The organism is Pseudonocardia sp. OZ21 (assembly GCF_059359135.1).
Genome location: NZ_JCADBN010000002.1, coordinates 253,831 through 272,063, shown reverse-complemented (window position 1 = coordinate 272,063; position 18,233 = coordinate 253,831). Strand labels below are relative to the sequence as shown.

The window sequence follows — 18,233 nt, the reverse complement described above, 5'->3', positions numbered from 1 at the left end:
CGGGTCAGCCCACCGCGGCACCGACGAGCAGGCCGAGCCCGTAGGTGGTCGCGGCCGCGCCTGCGCCGATCGCGAGCTGCCGGAGCGCCCGGCGCAGCGGCGGACCGCCGGACAGCACACCCACGGTGGCGCCGGTGAGCAGCAGGGCGAGCCCGACGAGCAGGCCGGCGACGGCGAGGGCGGCCACTCCGTTGAGCCCGAACAGGAACGGCAGCACGGGCACGGCGGCCCCGGAGGCGAAGAAGCAGAAGCTCGACAGTGCGGCGCCCACGCCGGTGCCCACCACGTCATAGCCGTCGTCGCCCTGGACCTGGTCGTCGACCAGAGCTGCCGAGGAGGGGTCGTCGCTGTGCAGCACGGCCGCTGCACGGCGGTGGGCCTCATCGGGCGGCACCCCGCGGGCCCGGTACACGAGCGCGAGCTCGTTGGCGTTGACGTCGAGCTCGCGCAGGATGGCGTGGGCATCACGGACGTCGGGCGAGGATGCGGCGAGCAGTTCCCGCTGCGAGCGCACGGACACGTACTCCCCGGCGCCCATCGACAGCGCCCCCGCGAGCAGCCCGGCAACGCCGGTGAGCACCACGGTGGGCGGGGAGGCACCGCCGCCGATCACCCCGAGCACGAGGGCGAGGTTGCTGACCAGACCGTCGTTGGCGCCGAAGACGGCGGCGCGGAAGGTGCCCGACACGCGGGCCCGGCCGCGGGCCGCGAGGCCGCGGACCACCTCCTCGTGGACCCGTTCGTCGGCGGCCATGGCCGCTGTGGCGTCGGCGTCGGACCGGTAGGGCGACCGGGTCTCGGCGCGTTGCGCGAGCGCCAGCACGAACACCGAGCCGAACCGGCGCGCCAGGAACGCCAGCAGCCGCATCCTGGCGGCCCCGCGCCGGACCCGGCCCGCGTCGTCGCCGAGCAGGCCTGCCCAGTGTGCGGCGTGCCGCTCCTCGGCCTCGGCCAGCCCGAGCAGGATCTGCCGTTCCTCCCCGGTCCGGCGGGTGGCGAGGTCGCGGTAGACCTTCGCCTCCTCGCGCTCGTCGGCGAGCCGCCGTCTCCAGCGGCGCACCGACGAGGGCGACGGGTTCTGCGAACCTCGGGACGACGGGGTGACCACGGCTCGATTCTTCCCGTCCGGTGCTTCCCGAGCCGGTCGAGCGACCGGCGACATCCCCGTCCTACCCGACCGGGACGGCTGGACGGTCGGAGTTCGGCCGGTCGGTCACGATCGGGCGAAAGGTGCACCGGCCCTCACGATCCGGTTCCCGCTCCTGCCGGTGCGCGCCCGGCGCAGCACCGCTGCGCAGCCGGCCAGGGGCCGGAGAGCGGCGTCGGTCACAACGCCGGAATGGTCATGGTTGTGAACGCATCGTCATGGTTTCATCCCCCCATGACCTCGGCAGGCGGGACGCGCGGTGCGCTGCTCGAGCCCGTCTGGGCAGGCCGGCGCGGCGATCAGTTCGACCAGGGCTGTCGCTGACCCGGCCGCCCTCCACGTCCGCCCCGGCACCCGGCGGTGGTCCCCGTGTCGCCCGTCCCCACTCCTGACGAGGTCATCCCCATGACAGAGAACGCCATCCTGCCCCCCGCGCAGCGCCGCACCCTGCCGGTCGTCGACCTCGCCCGGTTCCGTGATCCCGCGGCCGACCGGGAAGCGTTCCTCGCCGAGCTGCGCCGGGCCGCCCACGAGGTCGGGTTCTTCTACGTCACGGGCCACGGCGTGCCCGACGCCGTCACCGACGGGATCCTGGACGCCGCGAAGGAGTTCTTCGCGTTGCCCGTGGAGCAGCGCCTGGAGATCGAGAACATCCACTCCCCGCAGTTCCGCGGGTACACGCGTGTCGGCACCGAGCAGACCGCAGGCAACGCGGACTGGCGGGAGCAGATCGACATCGGTCCCGAGCGCAGGGCGGTGGACACCCGCCCCGGCGACCCCGACTGGGTCCGCCTGATCGGCCCCAACCAGTGGCCATCGGCGCTGCCCGACCTGCGGGAGCGCGTCCTGACCTGGCAGGACGAGGCGCTGCGGGTGACCAGGGAGGTGCTGCGGGCGCTCGCCGTCGCGCTCGGGCAGGACGAGGGGTACTTCGACGCCTGGTTCGACGAGGAGTCCTCGCTCCACGTGAAGATCGTGCACTACCCGGGCAGGCCCACACCCGCCGACGACCAGGGCGTCGGCGCGCACAAGGACTACGGATACCTCACCCTGCTGCAGCAGGACGAGGTCGGCGGCCTGCAGGTGCTGGCCTCCGACGGCGGCTGGATCGACGCGGTCCCGGTGCCGGGCGCGTTCGTGGTGAACATCGGCGAGATGCTGGAGATCGCCACCCAGGGGTACCTGACCGCCACCCGGCACCGGGTCGTCAGCCCGGCCGCCGGGGTGGACCGCTACTCCGTCCCCTTCTTCCTCGGCCCGCGTCTCGACGCCGTCGTGGCGCCACTGGACCTTCCTCCGCAGCTCGCCGCCGCGGCCACCGGGATCAGCGCCGACCCGGACAACCCGCTGTTCGCCGCGTTCGGCGAGAACGCGCTCGTGGGCTGGCTGCGGTCGCACCCGCGGGTGGCGCAGAAGTGGTGGGCCGACGTGCTGGCCCGGCAGGCGTGACGGGCCCGGCGCCACGCTGGTCCTTCTCCACCCGGCAGGTACACGCGGGGACCAGCGGCGACCCGGCCACCCGGGCGAGGGCCGTCCCGATCTACCAGACCACGTCCTACGTCTTCACCGACTCCGAGCACGCCGCCGACGCGTTCGCGCTCCGCGACCTGACGTCCCACGCCTACACCCGCCTCTCCAACCCCACCACCGCCGTGGTGGAGGAGCGGATGGCGGCGCTGGAGGGCGGCACGGCCGCCGTGGCGCTGGGCAGCGGCCAGGCGGCCACGGCACTGTCCCTGCTCAACCTGGCCAGGGCCGGGGACCATGTCGTGGCCTCGGCAGCGCTCTACGGCGGAAGCCACACGCTGCTCGCGCACACCTTCGCCGACCTCGGGATCGCCGTGAGCTTCGTCGAGGATCCCGACGACCTCGCCGCGTGGCGGGCCGCGGTCACCCCGCGCACCCGGGCCCTGTTCGGCGAGAGCATCGGCAACCCGCTGGGCAACGTCCTCGACGTCGCCGGGGTGGCCGCGGTGGCCCACGACGCCGGCGTGCCACTCGTGGTGGACAACACCGTGCCCACGCCCTACCTGCTGCGGCCGCTGGAGCACGGCGCCGACATCGTGGTGCACTCGACCACCAAGTTCCTCGCGGGCCACGGCACGGCGATCGGCGGTGTCGTGGTGGACGGCGGGCGGTTCGACTTCGGCGCCGACCCGGCTCGCTGGCTCGGCCTCACCGCCCCCGACCCCACCTACCAGGGACTGTCGTTCTGGGACACCTTCTCCGGCGACGGCCTGGCCTACTCGATGCGGCTACGCACGCGGCTGCTGCGCGACCTCGGCCCGGCGGTCTCCCCATTCAACAGCTTCCTGCTCCTGCAGGGCCTCGAGACGCTGGATCTCCGGCTCGCGCGCCACTGCGCCAACGCGACGGCAGTGGCGCAGTGGCTCGAACGGCACCCGCTGGTGCGCCGCGTGCACTATCCCGGGGTGGCGTCGAGCCGCTGGTCCGACCGGGCACGGCACTACCTGCCGCGCGGTGCGGGTGCGGTCGTGGCGTTCGAGATCGAGGGCGGCTGGGACGCCGGCAGGCGGTTCGTCGACGGCCTGACGCTGTTCAGCCACCTCGCCAACATCGGCGACGTCCGCAGCCTCGCGATCCACCCCGCCTCCACCACCCACGCGCAGCTGGACCCCGAGCAGCAACGGGCGTCCGGCGTGACGCCCGGCCTGATCCGGCTGTCGGTGGGCATCGAGGGCATCGACGACCTGCTCACCGATCTCGAGTCAGCGCTGGCCGGATCGAGCGTCACGGCACATGGTGGCTCGACACACAGATCGACACTGGGGGGATCGGCATGATCAGGGGTTGGTTCGCGGGGCGCCGGGGCAGGATCCACTTCCGGCGCTGGGAGCCGGGCGGCCGTCCGGTGGCCCTGCTGGTGCTGCTGCACGGGCTCGGTGAGCACAGCGGCCAGTACGGTCCGCTCGCGGAGGCGGCGGCCGAGGCGGGCGTCGGGACGTGGGCGCTCGACCAGGCCGGCCACGGCTACAGCGACGGCGAGCGGGTCCTCGTCGAGCGCATCGACGATCTCGTGGCCGACGCCGAGACCCTGCTCGCCAAGGCCCGGTCGGCATGGCCCCGGGTCCCGGTGGTGGTGGCCGGGCACTCGCTCGGCGCGACCGTGGCCACGTTGCTGGTGGGGGAGATCCGCACCGGCACCGTCAGCGGTCCGGCCGCCGATCCCGCCGCCGACACCGCGGGGCTCGTACTGGCCGGCTCCTCGCTGCTCGACGGCGCACAGGGGCTGACCGCGCTCCTCGCGTCCGGCGTCGACCCGATGGAGCTGCGCAAGGACCCGTCCGAGCTGGTGCGTGACTCCGAGCAGGCCCGGCTGGTGCGCGAGGACCCCCTGGTGTGGGACGGCGGCCTGCGCCCGCAGACCCTCGCGGCCCTCACCGCGGCGGGTGCACGCACCCGTGCCGCGGTCACCGACGGTGCACTCGACCATCTGCCGGTGCTGCTGCTGCACGGCGCCGAGGACGACATCGCCCCGGCGGCGGGCGCGGTCACCGTGGGTGAGCTGCTGCCCCGCGCCCGGGTCGTCGTGTACCCGGGCGACCGGCACAACATCCTCCACGAGCTGGACCGCGGCGAGGTCCACGCCGAGCTGCTCCGGTTCGTCGCCGCCGTCACGTCCGTCCCCACCCCGTAAGGAGAGTCCGTGATCCGGGTCAGACGACTCGTTCCCCTGCTGCTCGCGGCCGCTGTGCTGACGGCCGCCTGTAGCGGCGCGGAGTCGGATGGGGCGGGCGCAGCGGCCGCCGACACCACGCTGGACGTGCGGCTGGTGCTGGAGCCGACCAGCCTCGACATCACGAGCGTGGCGGGCGCAGCCGTCCCGCAGCTGCTGCTCGACAACGTCTACGAGGGGCTGCTCACCCGCGACGCCGGTGGCGCGATCGTGCCGCTGCTCGCGCAGGACTTCAGCACGTCCCCCGACGGGCTCACCTACACGTTCCGGCTGCACGACGGGCTCACCTTCGCCGACGGCTCCCCCCTCACGTCCGCCGACGTCGTGTGGTCCTACCGGAACGTGATCGCACCGGACTCGAAGAACCCGAACAAGAAGGACTTCGCCGCGGTCACCGGTGTCGACGCCCCCGACCCGCACACCGTCGTGATCACCCTCTCGCGCCGCGACGCCAACCTCACCTACGCGCTCACCGACCGCGCCGCCGCGGTGCTGAAGCAGGGCACCGATCCCGCCACCCTCGCCGACACCGCCAACGGCAGCGGCCCGTTCGTGATCCGCTCCTGGCAGCGCGGGTCGTCCATCACGCTGGCGCGCAACGAGCACTACTGGGGACAGCCCGCGACGCTCTCCGACGTGGTGCTGCACTACATCCCCGACACCACGGCCGCCAACAACGCCCAGCTCACCGGCGAGACCGACGTGGAGACCGGGCCCGACCCCACGCTCCTGTCGCAGTTCGAGGGCCAGGACTTCACCGTCGCCGAGGGTGTCACCAGCGACAAGTTCGTCCTGGGCATGAACAACAGCCGTGGCTCCCTCGCCGACGTCCGCGTGCGGCACGCGATCCGGCAGGCGATCGACAAGGACGGCCTGATCCGCGTGGCTCTGGCGGGCAAGGGCCAGCGCATCGGCAGCGGTGCCGCTCCCACCGACCCCTGGTTCGACGCCGGGCTCACCTCCATCGACCCCTACGACCCCACGGCGGCGAAGGCGCTGCTCGCCGAGGCCGGGTTCGGGTCGGGGCTGGACCTGACCCTCGTGGTGCCGAACTTCTACTCCGCGAGGATCGGCGAGTACGTGGCGTCGCAGCTCGGGCAGGTGGGGATCCGGGTGCGCTACGAGCCGGTGGAGTTCGCGACCTGGCTCGACCGCGTCTACACCAAGGCGGACTACGACCTGTCGATCGTCGACCACGCCGAGGCGCGGGACATCGGGAACTACGCGAACCCGGGCTACTACTGGCGCTACTCCGACGCGCAGGTCCAGCAGTGGGCCGCGCAGGCGTCGACAGCCGCGAGCGACGTCGAGCGTGACGGGCTGTACCGGCAGGTCGCGCGCAAGATCTCCGAGGACGCGGTGAGCGACTGGCTCTACAGCCCGACCAGCCTCGTCGTGCTGCGGCAGGGCGTCACCGGGTTCCCCACGAGGGAGACGAACTCACGGCTCGACCTCGCGCAGGTCACGGCCTCGGCCGCGCAGTAGCTGGTCAGCCGTGGTCGTGTTCCTGGTGCGTCGCACCGCGCTGTTCGCCGCGTCGCTGCTCGCGGCGAGCGTCCTGATCTTCCTGCTGCTCCGACTGCTGTCCGGGGACATGGCGCAGGTGATCGCGGGCGTGCAGGCGACCCCGGCGCAGGTCGCCTCGCTGCGCCACGAGCTGGGCACGGATCGGCCACTGGCCGTCCAGTACGTCACCTGGATCGGGGGCGTACTGGGGGGCGACTTCGGCACCTCGGCCCTGAGCGGCGTGTCGGTGTCCGCGGAGCTGGGCGCGAAGCTGACGGTCACGGCGCCGCTGGTCGCCGTGGCCATGGTGCTGTCGGTGCTGGTGGCGGTCCCGCTCGGGGTGCTCGCCGCGGTGGCGCACCGGCGCCGGCTCGGCGTGGTCATCTCGGTCTGCAGCCAGCTGGGCATCGCGCTGCCCACCCTGTGGGTGGGCCTCGTGCTGGCGATCGTGTTCGCGGTGTGGCTGCGCTGGCTGCCCGCGCAGGGCTTCCCTACGGCGGGTTGGGGGCAGCCCGTCCGGGCCGTGCGAAGCCTGGTGCTGCCGGCTGTCACGCTGGCGCTGGCCGAGGGCGCGGTGCTGCTGCGGTTCGTGCGGTCGGCGACCCTCGGCGTGCTGAACCAGGACTTCCTGCGCACCGCGCGGGCCACCGGCCTGACCCGGACGGGAGCGCTGCTGCGCCACGGCCTGCGCAACGCGGCCCTGCCGGTCGTGTCGATCCTGGGGTTGCAGGTGGCCGCGTTGCTCGTGGGCGCGGTCGTCGTCGAGGCGGTGTTCGCGCTGCCGGGAGTGGGGCAGATGCTGCTCGCCGACGTCGGCAACCGCGACCTGGTGAAGGTGCAGGGTGAGGTGCTGCTGCTCACCGGCGCGGTGCTCACGATCGGTTTCCTCGTCGACGTGGCCCACCGCCTGATCGACCCCCGGCTGCGGGTGAGCCGGTGACGCGCCGGGTGCTGCGCAGCCGCACCGGCCTCGCGGGCGCCGTCGTGGTGGCGCTGCTCGTGCTCGCCGCGCTCGTGTCGCGGGTGTGGACACCGTTCGACCCGACATTGGTCGACCCGGCCTCCACGTGGCTGCCACCGCTCTCGGGCGGGCATCTGCTCGGCACCGACGGCAGCGGCCGCGACCTGGCGAGCCAGCTGCTGGCAGGCGCCCAGGTCACGGCGTTCACCGCGGCCACCGCCACCGTGGTGGCCGCCGTCGTGGGGGTGGGCCTCGCCGTGCTCGCCGCCGTCCCCCGCCATGGCGGCGACCTGGTCGCCCACCTGATCGACGTGCTGGTGGCGCTGCCGACGCTGCTGCTCGCGATGGTGCTGGCCGCGGTCTACGGCGGTTCGGTGTGGACGGCGGTCGTCGCCATCGGCATCGGCACCGGCGTGAACGTCGCCCGCGTCGCGCGGGCGGAGATGACCTCGGTGCTCGGCACCGACTACGTGCTGGCCGCCGGGGTGGCCGGGGCGGGCACCGGGCGCATCGTCCGCCGCCACGTCCTGCCGAACGTCGCGCCCGTGCTCGTCGTGCAGCTCTCGCTCGTCCTCGCGCTCGCGGTGCTCGCCGAGGCGGCGCTGTCCTACCTCGGGTTCGGCACCCCGCCGCCCACCCCGTCCTGGGGCCGGATGCTGCAGGACCTGCAGCAGTACGTCACCGTGCACCCGCTGGTGGTGGTCTGGCCGGGGTGCGCGATCGCCGTCGTCGTGCTCGGGTTCACCCTTCTCGGCGACGCGCTGCGCGACGCCGTCGACCCGAGGATGCGGTTGCCGGGGCAGGCGGCGCCGGCCGTGGAGGTGCTGCTGCCGTGACGGCACTGCTGGAGATCGAGGGCCTGACCGTCCGCTTCGGCGGTCGGGCCGTGGTGGACGACGTCTCGCTCTCCCTCGACGTGGGGGAGCGGCTCGGCCTGATCGGCGCCTCCGGGTCGGGGAAGTCGCTCACCGCACTCGCCGCGATCGGCCTGCTGCCCGACGGCGCGACGGTCAGCGGCAGCGTCCGGTTGGACGGGAGCGAGCTCGCCGGCCGGTCGGACCGCGAGCTGGCCCGCGTGCGGGGCACCCGGATCGGGATGGTGTTCCAGGAGCCGGCGACGGCGCTGGACCCGCTGATGCGTGTCGGCGCGCAGATCGCCGGACCGGTGTGCCGGCTCACCGGCGTGTCCCGGTCCGCCGCCGCCCGCCGGGCCGTCGAGCTGGCCGCCACGGTGGGGCTGCCCGACCCGGAGATGCTGGTCCGCGCCTACCCGCACCAGCTCTCCGGCGGCCAGCGCCAGCGGGTGGGCATCGCGATCGCGCTCGCGGGGGAGCCGGACCTGCTGATCGCCGACGAACCCACCACCGCGCTCGACGTCACCGTCCAGGCCGAGGTGCTGGGGCTCCTCGACGACCTGGTGCGCCGCCGCGGCACCGCCCTGCTGTTCATCAGCCACGACCTCGCCGTGGTCGCGCAGATCGCCCGGCGGGTGGCGGTGCTGGCCGACGGGCGGGTCCGTGAGCACGGACCGGTGGAGCAGGTGCTGCACCGCCCGCGGGACCCGGTGACGCAGGCACTGGTCGCGGCGGCGCGGCGCACGAGCTGGAGCGCTCCGGCACACGTCGAGACAGCGGGGCGGGGATCGTGAGCGGAGACGGGGCGGACGGAGGGGAGGCGGCAGTGGACGGCGCGGGGAGCCCGGATGTCCTGTTGCGCGCCGAGGGCCTGCACCGGCATTACCCCATGCCCCGGCAGCGGCTGCTGCGCAGGCGGCCGGTCCGCCACGCCCTGCGCGGGGTCGACCTGGAGCTGGCCGCAGGCGGCAGCGTCGGGATCGTCGGCGAGTCGGGGTCGGGCAAGTCCACGCTGGTCCGGCTGCTGCTGGCCCTGGACCGGGCCGACGCGGGAGTGGTCAGCTACCGCGGTCGCGTGGTGGCGCCCGGTTCGCCGCGGTCACTGCGGTGGTTCCGGCGGGAGGTGCAGGTCGTGCTGCAGGACCCGTTCGCCTCCCTCGATCCCCGGATGCGGGTGGCCGACATCGTGGCGGAGCCGCTGGAGTGCCTCGACGTGCCCGGCGACCACGGAGCGCGGGTCGCCGAGCTGCTCGGTGCCGTCGGGTTGGAGCCGGGGACGGCCAAGGACCGGTACCCGCACGAGTTCTCCGGTGGTCAGCGGCAGCGGATCGCGATCGCCCGCGCGCTCGCGCCGGGACCGCGCGTGCTGGTGGGGGACGAACCGCTCTCGGCGCTCGACGTCGCGGTGCGCGGGCAGGTCATGGACCTGCTGCGGGGCCTGGCCGCCGACCTCGGCCTGGCGCTGGTGCTCGTCTCGCACGACATCGGCGCGGTGCACCGGCTGTGCGAGCAGATCATGGTGCTGCACGAGGGCGGGGTCGTCGAACGCGGCCGCACCGCCGACGTGCTCGCCGCGCCGTCCGACCCGTACACCCGGCGACTGCTCGCCGCGGTCCCGCAGCTGCCCGACCGGGAGCAGGTATGAGCCCGACCCCGCCGGCCGGCACCGTCCCGGGCCCGCACAACGCGATCACGGACGTCCCCGGCGTCCGGATCGGGCACGACACCCGCGTGGGCGAGGGCTTCCTCACCGGCACCACCGTCGTGCTGCTCCCGCGGTCCGGCGCACCGACCGCTGTCGAGGTGATCGGTGGCGGTCCGGCCACGCGGGACACCGCGGTGCTGGACCTGCGGGCCGGAGGGGTGTCGACGCACGCCGTGGTGCTCACCGGGGGGAGCGCCTACGGCCTCGCGGCGGCGGACGGGGTGCTGGAGTGGCTCGCCGCCGACGGCCGGGGTGCCCGGGTGGTGGCCGACCGGCCGGGGCTCCTGCTCCCGCTGGTGCCGGCGGCGGCGCTGTTCGACCTGGGCAGGGGAGGGGTGTTCGGCGCCCGGCCGGACGCCGGGTTCGGCCGGCGTGCGGCGCAGGCTGCGGCGGACTCGCCCGCGTTCGCACCGGTCGCGCAGGGCTGCGTCGGGGCCGCCACCGGTGCGGTCACCGCGGAGATGAAGGGCGGGATCGGGACGGCGAGCGCCGTGCTGCCCGGCGGCACCGTGGTCGGCGCGATCGCCGCGATGAACGCCCACGGCTCCACCCTCGACCTCGCCACGGGGCTCCCGTACGCGCTGGGTCTCGGGGCCGACGGCGAGTTCCCCCTGAGCACCCCGTCGGCCGCTGAGCACGCCGCGGCGCAGCGCCGCCTCACGGAACCGGGCCGGGCGCGGGCCGGGCTGGCGGTGCCCGACCCGGCGATCGGACCCAACACGGTGATCGGTCTCGTCGCCACCGACGCCCCGCTCGACGCGGCAGCCCTCCACCGGCTGGCGGCGGCCGGGCAGCGCGGGATGGCCCGTGCGGTGTCCCCGGTGCACGGCCGCACCGACGGGGACACCGTCTTCGCGGTGTCCGTGCCGGGGGCGGGCCGCGGCGACGGTCCGGCCGACCCGCTCCCGGCCGTGCTGGCGGCAGCCGAGCGCACCTTCGCCAGGGCGATCGTCCACAGCGTGCTGCAGGCCGAGTCGGTGGTGACCCAGTTCGGGCGGATCGCCGCCTACCGCGAGCTCTACCCGGGCGCGTGCGCGGCGCTCCCCGGAGGCGGCGGGACCGCCCCGAACTAGCCCGGCGACGGACACACGGGACATTCCGTCACAGATGGTGGCGGGACCGGCACCGCATGCAGGGGGCGCCGCAGCCGGGCAACTGCTTGCGGCGGTAAGAAGGGGTCGGGATCCGGCGTCCGTCGGATCCCGACGATCAGAGGAGACGACCTCCGTGCGCTATGACGCCGTGCTCGCCGAAACGGTGGGCATCCAGGGTGCCGACAACGATGAGATCGAGGCCTACACCGCGCGTCCGATGGACGGCGGGAGCCGTGGCGGCGTGCTGGTGATCCACCACATGCCCGGCTACGACCGCGAGAGCAAGGAGATCGTGCGGCGGTTCGCCGTCTGGGGCTACAACGCCATCTGCGTGAACCTCTACAGCCGCGAGGCCCCCGGCGCGGAGCCCGACGACGCCGCGGCCACCGCGCGGGCCAACGGGGGAGTGCCGGACGCCCGGTTCGTGGGTGACGCCGCCGGCGCGGTGCGGTGGCTGCGCGCCCTGCCCAACTCCAACGGCAAGGTCGGCACCATCGGGTACTGCTCCGGTGGCCGCCAGGCGTTCCTGACCGCGCTCGAACTGGACATCCAGGGTGCGGTCGACTGCTACGGCGCGTTCGTCGTCGGCACGCCGCCCGAGGGCTTCCCGCTGCAGGTCCAGCCGCTGGCCGACCGGGTCGCCGAACTGCGCGCCCCGGTGCTGGGGCTCTTCGGCAACGAGGACTCCTACCCGTCGCCCGACCAGGTCGACGAGCTGGAGAAGCTCCTGCAGACCCACGGCAAGGAGTACGAGTTCCACCGCTACGACGACGCCGGACACGCCTTCTTCTCGGTGGACCGGCCTGCCTACCGGGTCGCGGCCGCGCTGGACGGCTGGCAGCGCGTGCAGGAGTTCTTCGCCACCCGCCTGTCCGGAGAGGTGTGAGCCGACCATGTGCACCTACAGCACCGAGAAGATCGACGTCGAGTCCAGCAGCGGGAAGGGCCCGAACGGCTGGTTCCCGCTGCGCACGGCGACCGTCTACTACGACCACCCCGTGCACGCCCCCGACGCGCACACGGTGAACATCGACTTCCTCAACCCCGAGCGCGGCCCCGGTGCCCGGGTGGCGGTCGAGCTGAGCCTCGACTCGGCGCGTGCCCTCATGGCCGCACTGCAGGTCACGGTGGAGCGCGCAGCGCACCACTGACCGCGGTCCGGGTCGGTTCCGAGCGCGGTCAGAGGTCGACGACGACCTCGCCGCGCTCCTCCCGGACCGGTCCGGGGCCGCAGTTACGTCGGGTCCCCCGTCCGTCGGGTCGGAGGACCGTCGCCGTGGGGGGTGGCGTCGTGGGCGAGCAGGGCGATCTGCACCCGGTTGTTCAGACCGAGGGCGGTGAGGATGCGCGTGATGTGGGCCTTCACCGTCGCGACGCTCATGTGGAGGCTCGCGGCGATCTCGGCGTTGGTGAGCCCCTCGCCGATCCGGGTGGCGACCTCACGCTCCCGCACCGTGAGCCGGTCGAGCCGCTCGGCGGCACGGTGCCGCCGTGCGCCGTCGCCGGTGGTGACGTGGTCGACCAGCTGTCGCAGCACCGAGGGCGAGAGCATCGTCTCGCCGTCCGCGACGCGAAGGATGGCGTCGAGGATCCGCGCCGGTGGTGTGTCCTTCAGGACGAACCCCGCCGCTCCGGCCCGCAGGGCGCGCAGGACGTGGTCGTCGGTGTCGAAGGTGGTCAGGACGATGACCTCGGGCGGGTCCGGGCGGGCGCGCAGCGCCGCGGTGGCGGCGAGGCCGTCGACCACCGGCATCCGGATGTCCATGAGCACCACCTGCGGGTCGTGGGCGGCGACGGCGGCGGGGACGTGCGCCCCGTCGGTGGCCTGCCCGACGATCTCGACGAGCGGGGTCCCGCCCAGCATCGTGTGCAGCGCGGAACGCACCAGGGGATCGTCGTCCACGACGAGCACCCGGACCGGCGCTGCCCGGCCCGTCGGGGGTTCCGTCACGCCGGCCACGGCAGCCACACGCACAGGCGGTACTCGCCATGGGCCGTCGGCCCGTGTTCGAGGCGCCCACCGGCCAGCGCGGCGCGCTCGGCCAGCCCGACCAGGCCCGTTCCGGACCCCGGCACCTCGGGGGCCGGTGCGGCCACGGCGAGCCGGTTGCAGATCCCGACGGTGAGCCCGGCGCCCGGCCCGCCGGTCAGCGTGACGGTGACGGGCGCGCCCGGCGCGTGCTTGCGCGCGTTGGTGAGGCCTTCCTGCGCCACCCGGAATGCGGTGCGGCCGAGGACCGCCGGCACGGCGTCCGCGGCCGTGACCTCGTCGCGGACCGTGACCACGGTGCCGGCCCGGCGGGTCTCCTCCAGCAGCAGGCCGAGGCCGTGGAGGCCGGGCTGGGGGTGCAGGGCGTCGCCGTCGGTGTCGCGGTCGGTGTCGTCGTCGTGGTCGGCCGCGCGCAGCACGGCGAGGATCTCCCGCAGGTCGACCAGCGACTGGTGCGCGCTGGCCCGGATCACCCCGGCCGCCTCCGCGACGGTCTCGGGTGAGGCGTCGGGCCGGAACTCCAGTGCTCCGGCGTGCATGCTCAGCAGCGAGAGCCGGTGGGCCAGTACGTCGTGCATCTCCCGGGAGATGCGTTCGCGTTCGCGCTGTCTCGCCTGCCGGATGCGCTCCTGCTGGTCGGCCTCCGCCCGGCGGGTCCGCTCGGCCAGCGACAGCACCAGCTGCCTGCGGGCCCGCACGGTGACCCCCCACGTCGCGGCGAGCAGGCACACCAGTGCGTGGATGCCGCACGTGACCCAGTACGTGACGGGCGTGTCGGGGTCGATCGGGTGCAGCCGGTGCTGCACCAGGCCCGCCACCACGGCCAGCACGGTCACCGCCGCGGTGACGGCGGCGCGCCGGTGCACGGCCACGGTGAACAGCGCGAGCGCGGCGGCCCCGACGACCGTCGGCACCAGCACCGCACCCAGGACGAGCGCGACGGCCAGCGGGACGGGCCACCGGCGCCGCCACCACAGCGACAGCCACGAGAGAGCACCGGCCGCCAGGTTGACCAACGGCGGGGCGTCCGGCAGGCCGAGCGAACCGGGGCCGGGCGGTGGCATGAACACGAGGAACGCGATGGCGGCGGCCACCACGACACAGCCGACGTCGGCCGCCCGGTCGCGGGCCGTGTGCCGGGTGCTCACCGGCGGTTCCGGCGGGAGCAGCCCGGACCGGAGCACCCCCGGCAGGATCCCGGGCAGGTCAGGGCCCGGGACGGCGCTGCCGGTGGGGGCGGGGTGCATCGACCACGGAGCCTAGCGATCATCGGGGCGGTTTGGCTCTGTCGTCCCTACTGGGCGAAGACGAGCACCAGGCCGAGGATGGCCAGCGCCTCGGACAATGCGAAGCCGATGAACGCGATGCCCTGCAGTTGGCCGCGTGCCTCCGGCTGGCGGGCCACGGCGTTGATGAAGGCGGCGAAGACGAGACCGACGCCGATCCCCGGCCCGATCGCCGAGAGGCCGTACCCGACGATCGAGAGGCCGTATCCGAGGTCGGCGAGCGAGCCGGTCATGAGGATCTCCGATCAGGCGAGGAGCCGTGGGCCGGCGCCGGGCATGATCGACGGTGTCAGCGGGCCAGGGCTGCGCACATCGGTTCGAGGTCCACGTCCGCCGGCCACAGGTCGATCGCGATCTCGACCATCGGCTGACGGACGCCCTCTCGCGTACGCAGCGGGTCAGCCCGGTGCGTCGAGGTCGAGGCGGTCCGGCGACGTTCGATGAACGGGCTGAAGCTGCGCAGGTGGAGCGACTTGCGCGATCGACCGTCAGCCCTCGGTGGCGGCCTGGCGCCCCAGCCGGCGGGCGCGGTCCTGCGCGTACTGCTCCGCTGAGGCCCGGAGGTACACGCCCCGGGCGACCGGGCCCGGGAACCCGAGGTCGGGCCGGTCGCGCAGTTGGTAGAAGCGGGCCCGGTTGACGCCGAGCAGCTCCGCGAACTCGTCGACGCCCACGAGGTCGGGGATCGACGGCTCGTCGGGGCGGTCGTCTACGTCGTCGGCGGTCAGGACCCGGAGCTCGGTGGGCCGGATCAGGGCGCCCTCCCAGCCTTCGGTCTCCCGGACGACGGCGTGGACGGTGCGCTCCAGCTCGAGGAGCGGGTAGGAGTACGCCCCTTCGGACCGCGGCCGCAGGACCGTCCAGCTGACGCGGCCGTGGTCCGGGGAGAGGGAGGTGCCGGCGAGCTGCGCGTCGGAACGTCGGGCGATCTCCCGGCCGAGCTGCTGGGCGGCCTGGGGCCCGGCGAGCGGCGGGTCGATGTCGGCGCTCATGGTCAGCGTCAGGGTCACGGGCGGCATCCCCGCATCATTCCGTGTGGGTAGACAGATCCTCTAGGGCGGGCCCGAGTGCAGCCTGGTCGGCCGGGGGGTCTGACATTACCGCCGCCATTTCCCTTCCCGGTTTCGGCAGGTGAGAGAGCTGAGAAATGTTCGAACAAATAGCGCTGTGCCGGACCGGGAATCCCCATCTGTCGCATCACATTCGGTTGCGTCCACCGGGCCCGTCTGCTGCTGTGGAAGCCGTGATCGGGGTCCTGCTCACGCAACGTCGGCATGTCGACCTGTGCCGGCTGGCGTCCTGCGTCTGTTGCGGCTGACGCGCAGCCCCGTTCCGTCCCCCGCCCGCCCGGGTCCTCTGCTCCCGCGGGTCGTTCAGAAAAAGGTCTTCTCGTGTCTCCTGGTCCTCTGACCGCGCACTGGTTCCTGCCCACGTACGGCGACGGCCGTCAGCTCGTCGGGGGCGGGCACGGCGTCGACGTCGGTTCCGCCGGTGGCGTCCGGCCGGCGTCGATCGGCTACCTGACCCAGGTGGCTCGCGCCGCCGAACAGGTCGGTTTCGCCGGGGCGCTCACGCCGACGGGCGCGTGGTGCGAGGACGCGTGGCTCACCACGGCGATGCTCGTGGCCGAGACCGAGCGGCTGAAGTTCCTCGTCGCGTTCCGGCCGGGCTCGGTGTCGGCCACGCTCGCGGCGCAGATGGCGGCGACCTACCAGCGGCACTCCGGCGGCCGGTTGCTGCTGAACGTCGTGACGGGCGGGGAGCCCCTCGAGCAGCGGGCGTACGGCGACTTCCTGGACAAGGACGCCCGCTACCGCCGCACGGGGGAGTTCCTGCAGGTCGTGCGGGCGTTGTGGCGGGGCGAGAAGGTCGATCTCGACGGTGAGCACGTGCACGTGGAGGGCGCGTTCCTCGACCGCCTGCCCGACCCGGTGCCGCCGATCTTCTTCGGGGGCTCGTCGCCCATCGCGGGCGAGATCGCCGCCGAGCACGCCGACGTCTACCTCACCTGGGGTGAGCCGCCCGCGCAGGTGGCGGAGAAGATCGCCTGGATCCGCGGGCTCGCCGCGGCGCGCGGGCGCACGGTCCGCTTCGGCATCCGGCTGCACGTGATCACCCGTGACACCTCCGAGCAGGCCTGGGCACACGCCGAGTCGCTGATCGCGGCGATCGACCCGGCCACGATCGAGAAGGTGCAGGCCGGTCTCGCACGCAGCGAGTCGGAGGGTCAGCGGCGGATGCGGTCGCTGCACGGCGGCTCCACGTCGAACCTGGAGGTGTCGCCCAACCTGTGGGCCGGTGTCGGCCTCGTGCGCGGCGGCGCCGGAACCGCGCTGGTGGGCAGCCACACCGAGGTCGCCGACCGCATCGCGGAGTACCACGCGCTGGGCATCGAGGAGTTCATCCTGTCCGGGCACCCGCACCTGGAGGAGGCCTGGTGGGTCGGCGAGGGCGTGCTGCCCCTGCTGGCCCGGCGGGGGATCTGGAACCCGCCGGAGGGCCACGGCCTCGTCGTGGCCGAGCCGCGCGCCGTCCCGTTCGCCGCAGCCCAGTGAGCGGCCGGGGCACGGCCGCCGTCCTCGCGGAACGGCCACCGGACGGCCCGGCGCCGAGGACCCGCACCGTCCTGCTGGCGAGCCTGGTCGGCACCACCGTCGAGTGGTACGACTTCTTCCTCTACGCCACGGCCGCGAGCCTGGTGTTCCCGAAGCTGTTCTTCCCCGTCGGCAACGAGCTCGTGGGCACCCTGCTGGCCTTCGGGACGTTCGCCGTCGGGTTCGTCGCGCGTCCCGTCGGCGGCGTCCTGTTCGGGCACATCGGTGACCGGCTCGGCCGCAAGCGCACGCTCGTCGCCACGATGGTGCTGATGGGGGCGGCGACCGCGCTCATCGGGGTGCTGCCCTCCTACGCGTCGATCGGTGCGGCGGCGCCGATCCTGCTGGTGGTGCTCCGCGTGCTGCAGGGCCTCGCGGTGGGTGGCGAATGGGGCGGCGCGGTGCTGCTCGCGGTGGAGAACGCGCCTGCGGGCAAGCGGGCCCGGTTCGGCAGCGTGCCGCAGATCGGCCTCGGCCTGGGGCTCGCACTCGGGACGGGGGTCTTCGCGCTGCTGGGCGAGGTGCTCGACGAGCAGACGTTCCTGAACGTGGGATGGCGCGCGGCGTTCGTGCTGAGCGTCGTGCTGGTGGCGGTGGGCCTCCTGGTCCGGCTCCGCCTCCTGGAGACCCCGGAGTTCCGCAGGCTGCGCGACAGCGGCGCGACGGCACGCGTGCCCGTCGTCCAGGTCTTCCGGACCGCAGGGCACCGGCGCGGGATCCTCGCCGGAATGCTCGCCCGGTGGGCGGAGGGCGCGGCGTTCAACACCTGGGGCGTCTTCGCGATCACCTACGCGACGGCGACCGTCGGCATCAACAAGGTCGTGGTGCTGCTGGCGGTCACCGGCGGTGCCCTGCTCATGGCGGCGCTGATCCCGGTGGCGGGCCTGCTCGCGGACCGCTACGGGCGACGGCGGATCTTCGGCATCGGGGTCGTCGGGTTCGGGGTCACCGTCGTGCCCTCGTTCTTCGCGGTCCACAGCGGCATCGCCTGGCTCGTCGTCGCGGTGCTGCTGCTCCAGCTCGGCGTCTGGTACGCGCTGATGACGGGGCCGGAGTCCACGCTCTTCGCGGAGCTGTTCGACACCGACGTCCGCTACACCGGCATGTCGCTGGTCTTCCAGGGGTCGGGCATCTGGGCCTCCGGGCTGACGCCGGTGTTCCTCACCGGCCTGCTCGCTCTCGGCGGCGGCACGCCCTGGTTGGCCGCCGGCTATCTGGCGGTCACCGCGGTGATCAGTCTCGTCGCCGTCGCGCTGATGCCGCGCTGGATCGGGTGGCGTCCACAATGGACGAATGGGACGCGCTGGTAGTGATCGCACGGCGCTGATCGGCCTGCGCGGACGGGCGCCACGCGGGTCACGACGACCGGGATGAGGGCCACCCACGTGCCGGGCTGCGA

At 73.9% G+C, this 18,233-nt stretch carries 19 protein-coding genes; 14 read left to right on the top strand and 5 right to left on the bottom strand.

Going from position 1 to position 18,233, the window contains the following annotated elements; all coding sequences use genetic code 11:
• Positions 1-4: 4 nt before the first annotated feature.
• Positions 5-1,108 carry a VIT1/CCC1 transporter family protein gene (locus AC5L35_RS04955; RefSeq protein ID WP_495058335.1) on the bottom strand — a complete coding sequence of 368 codons (1,104 nt, stop codon included), beginning with the start codon at positions 1,106-1,108 and terminating at the stop codon, positions 5-7.
• Positions 1,109-1,552: 444 nt separating this feature from the next.
• Here AC5L35_RS04955 and AC5L35_RS04950 point away from each other — a divergent pair, with 444 nt between their 5' ends.
• From AC5L35_RS04950 to AC5L35_RS04900, 11 genes are all read left to right on the top strand, one after another.
• Positions 1,553-2,596, top strand: coding sequence for an isopenicillin N synthase family dioxygenase (locus tag AC5L35_RS04950; protein WP_495058334.1), 1,044 nt, complete (start codon positions 1,553-1,555; stop codon positions 2,594-2,596).
• Complete coding sequence (locus AC5L35_RS04945) at positions 2,566-3,951, top strand: O-acetylhomoserine aminocarboxypropyltransferase/cysteine synthase family protein (protein WP_495058333.1); 1,386 nt, start codon at positions 2,566-2,568, stop codon at positions 3,949-3,951. The genes AC5L35_RS04950 and AC5L35_RS04945 overlap by 31 nt, the downstream gene beginning before the upstream one ends.
• Positions 3,948-4,805 carry an alpha/beta fold hydrolase gene (locus AC5L35_RS04940; protein ID WP_495058332.1) on the top strand — a complete coding sequence of 286 codons (858 nt, stop codon included), beginning with the start codon at positions 3,948-3,950 and terminating at the stop codon, positions 4,803-4,805. Before AC5L35_RS04945 ends, AC5L35_RS04940 begins: the two co-directional genes overlap by 4 nt.
• Positions 4,806-4,814: 9 nt before the next feature.
• Positions 4,815-6,329 (top strand): ABC transporter substrate-binding protein, encoded by a 1,515-nt coding sequence (locus AC5L35_RS04935; RefSeq protein WP_495058331.1) that lies wholly within the window; start codon positions 4,815-4,817, stop codon positions 6,327-6,329.
• Positions 6,330-6,339: 10 nt separating this feature from the next.
• On the top strand, positions 6,340-7,290 hold the full coding sequence (locus AC5L35_RS04930) for an ABC transporter permease (RefSeq protein ID WP_495058330.1): 951 nt from the start codon (positions 6,340-6,342) through the stop codon (positions 7,288-7,290).
• Positions 7,287-8,147 carry an ABC transporter permease gene (locus AC5L35_RS04925; protein ID WP_495058329.1) on the top strand — a complete coding sequence of 287 codons (861 nt, stop codon included), beginning with the start codon at positions 7,287-7,289 and terminating at the stop codon, positions 8,145-8,147. The genes AC5L35_RS04930 and AC5L35_RS04925 overlap by 4 nt, the downstream gene beginning before the upstream one ends.
• Entirely contained in the window at positions 8,144-8,959 is an 816-nt protein-coding gene (locus tag AC5L35_RS04920; protein ID WP_495058328.1) for an ATP-binding cassette domain-containing protein, read from the top strand. Before AC5L35_RS04925 ends, AC5L35_RS04920 begins: the two co-directional genes overlap by 4 nt.
• A 95-nt stretch (positions 8,960-9,054) precedes the next feature.
• Positions 9,055-9,810: an ABC transporter ATP-binding protein gene (locus AC5L35_RS04915; protein ID WP_495058693.1), complete on the top strand. Its 756-nt coding sequence runs from the start codon at positions 9,055-9,057 to the stop codon at positions 9,808-9,810.
• Positions 9,807-10,943: a P1 family peptidase gene (locus tag AC5L35_RS04910; RefSeq protein ID WP_495058327.1), complete on the top strand. Its 1,137-nt coding sequence runs from the start codon at positions 9,807-9,809 to the stop codon at positions 10,941-10,943. The genes AC5L35_RS04915 and AC5L35_RS04910 overlap by 4 nt, the downstream gene beginning before the upstream one ends.
• A gap of 154 nt (positions 10,944-11,097) precedes the next feature.
• A complete protein-coding gene (locus AC5L35_RS04905) occupies positions 11,098-11,850 on the top strand; it encodes a dienelactone hydrolase family protein (RefSeq protein ID WP_495058326.1) in 753 nt (250 codons plus the stop codon).
• 7 nt (positions 11,851-11,857) lie between these two features.
• Entirely contained in the window at positions 11,858-12,115 is a 258-nt protein-coding gene (locus AC5L35_RS04900; RefSeq protein ID WP_495058325.1) for a DUF6295 family protein, read from the top strand.
• Between the two features lie 83 nt (positions 12,116-12,198).
• On the opposite strand, the gene AC5L35_RS04895 is transcribed toward AC5L35_RS04900, so the two are convergent.
• The 4 genes from AC5L35_RS04895 to AC5L35_RS04880 form a co-directional block, all read right to left on the bottom strand.
• Complete coding sequence (locus AC5L35_RS04895; RefSeq protein WP_495058324.1) at positions 12,199-12,915, bottom strand: response regulator; 717 nt, start codon at positions 12,913-12,915, stop codon at positions 12,199-12,201.
• Positions 12,912-14,201, bottom strand: coding sequence for a sensor histidine kinase (locus AC5L35_RS04890; protein ID WP_495058323.1), 1,290 nt, complete (start codon positions 14,199-14,201; stop codon positions 12,912-12,914). The genes AC5L35_RS04895 and AC5L35_RS04890 overlap by 4 nt, the downstream gene beginning before the upstream one ends.
• Positions 14,202-14,248: 47 nt before the next feature.
• Positions 14,249-14,473: an ATP synthase F0 subunit C gene (gene atpE, locus AC5L35_RS04885; RefSeq protein ID WP_169397904.1), complete on the bottom strand. Its 225-nt coding sequence runs from the start codon at positions 14,471-14,473 to the stop codon at positions 14,249-14,251.
• 255 nt (positions 14,474-14,728) lie between these two features.
• Positions 14,729-15,250 (bottom strand): hypothetical protein, encoded by a 522-nt coding sequence (locus AC5L35_RS04880; protein WP_169397903.1) that lies wholly within the window; start codon positions 15,248-15,250, stop codon positions 14,729-14,731.
• 137 nt (positions 15,251-15,387) lie between these two features.
• Between AC5L35_RS04880 and AC5L35_RS04875 the strand changes: the two genes are divergently transcribed.
• The 3 genes from AC5L35_RS04875 (at position 15,388) to AC5L35_RS04865 (ending at position 18,144) form a co-directional block, all read left to right on the top strand.
• Positions 15,388-15,558 carry a putative leader peptide gene (locus AC5L35_RS04875; RefSeq protein ID WP_495058322.1) on the top strand — a complete coding sequence of 57 codons (171 nt, stop codon included), beginning with the start codon at positions 15,388-15,390 and terminating at the stop codon, positions 15,556-15,558.
• Positions 15,559-15,631: 73 nt separating this feature from the next.
• Positions 15,632-16,795: an LLM class flavin-dependent oxidoreductase gene (locus AC5L35_RS04870; RefSeq protein ID WP_495058321.1), complete on the top strand. Its 1,164-nt coding sequence runs from the start codon at positions 15,632-15,634 to the stop codon at positions 16,793-16,795.
• Complete coding sequence (locus tag AC5L35_RS04865) at positions 16,792-18,144, top strand: MFS transporter (RefSeq protein ID WP_495058320.1); 1,353 nt, start codon at positions 16,792-16,794, stop codon at positions 18,142-18,144. Before AC5L35_RS04870 ends, AC5L35_RS04865 begins: the two co-directional genes overlap by 4 nt.
• The last annotated feature ends 89 nt before the right edge of the window (positions 18,145-18,233 follow it).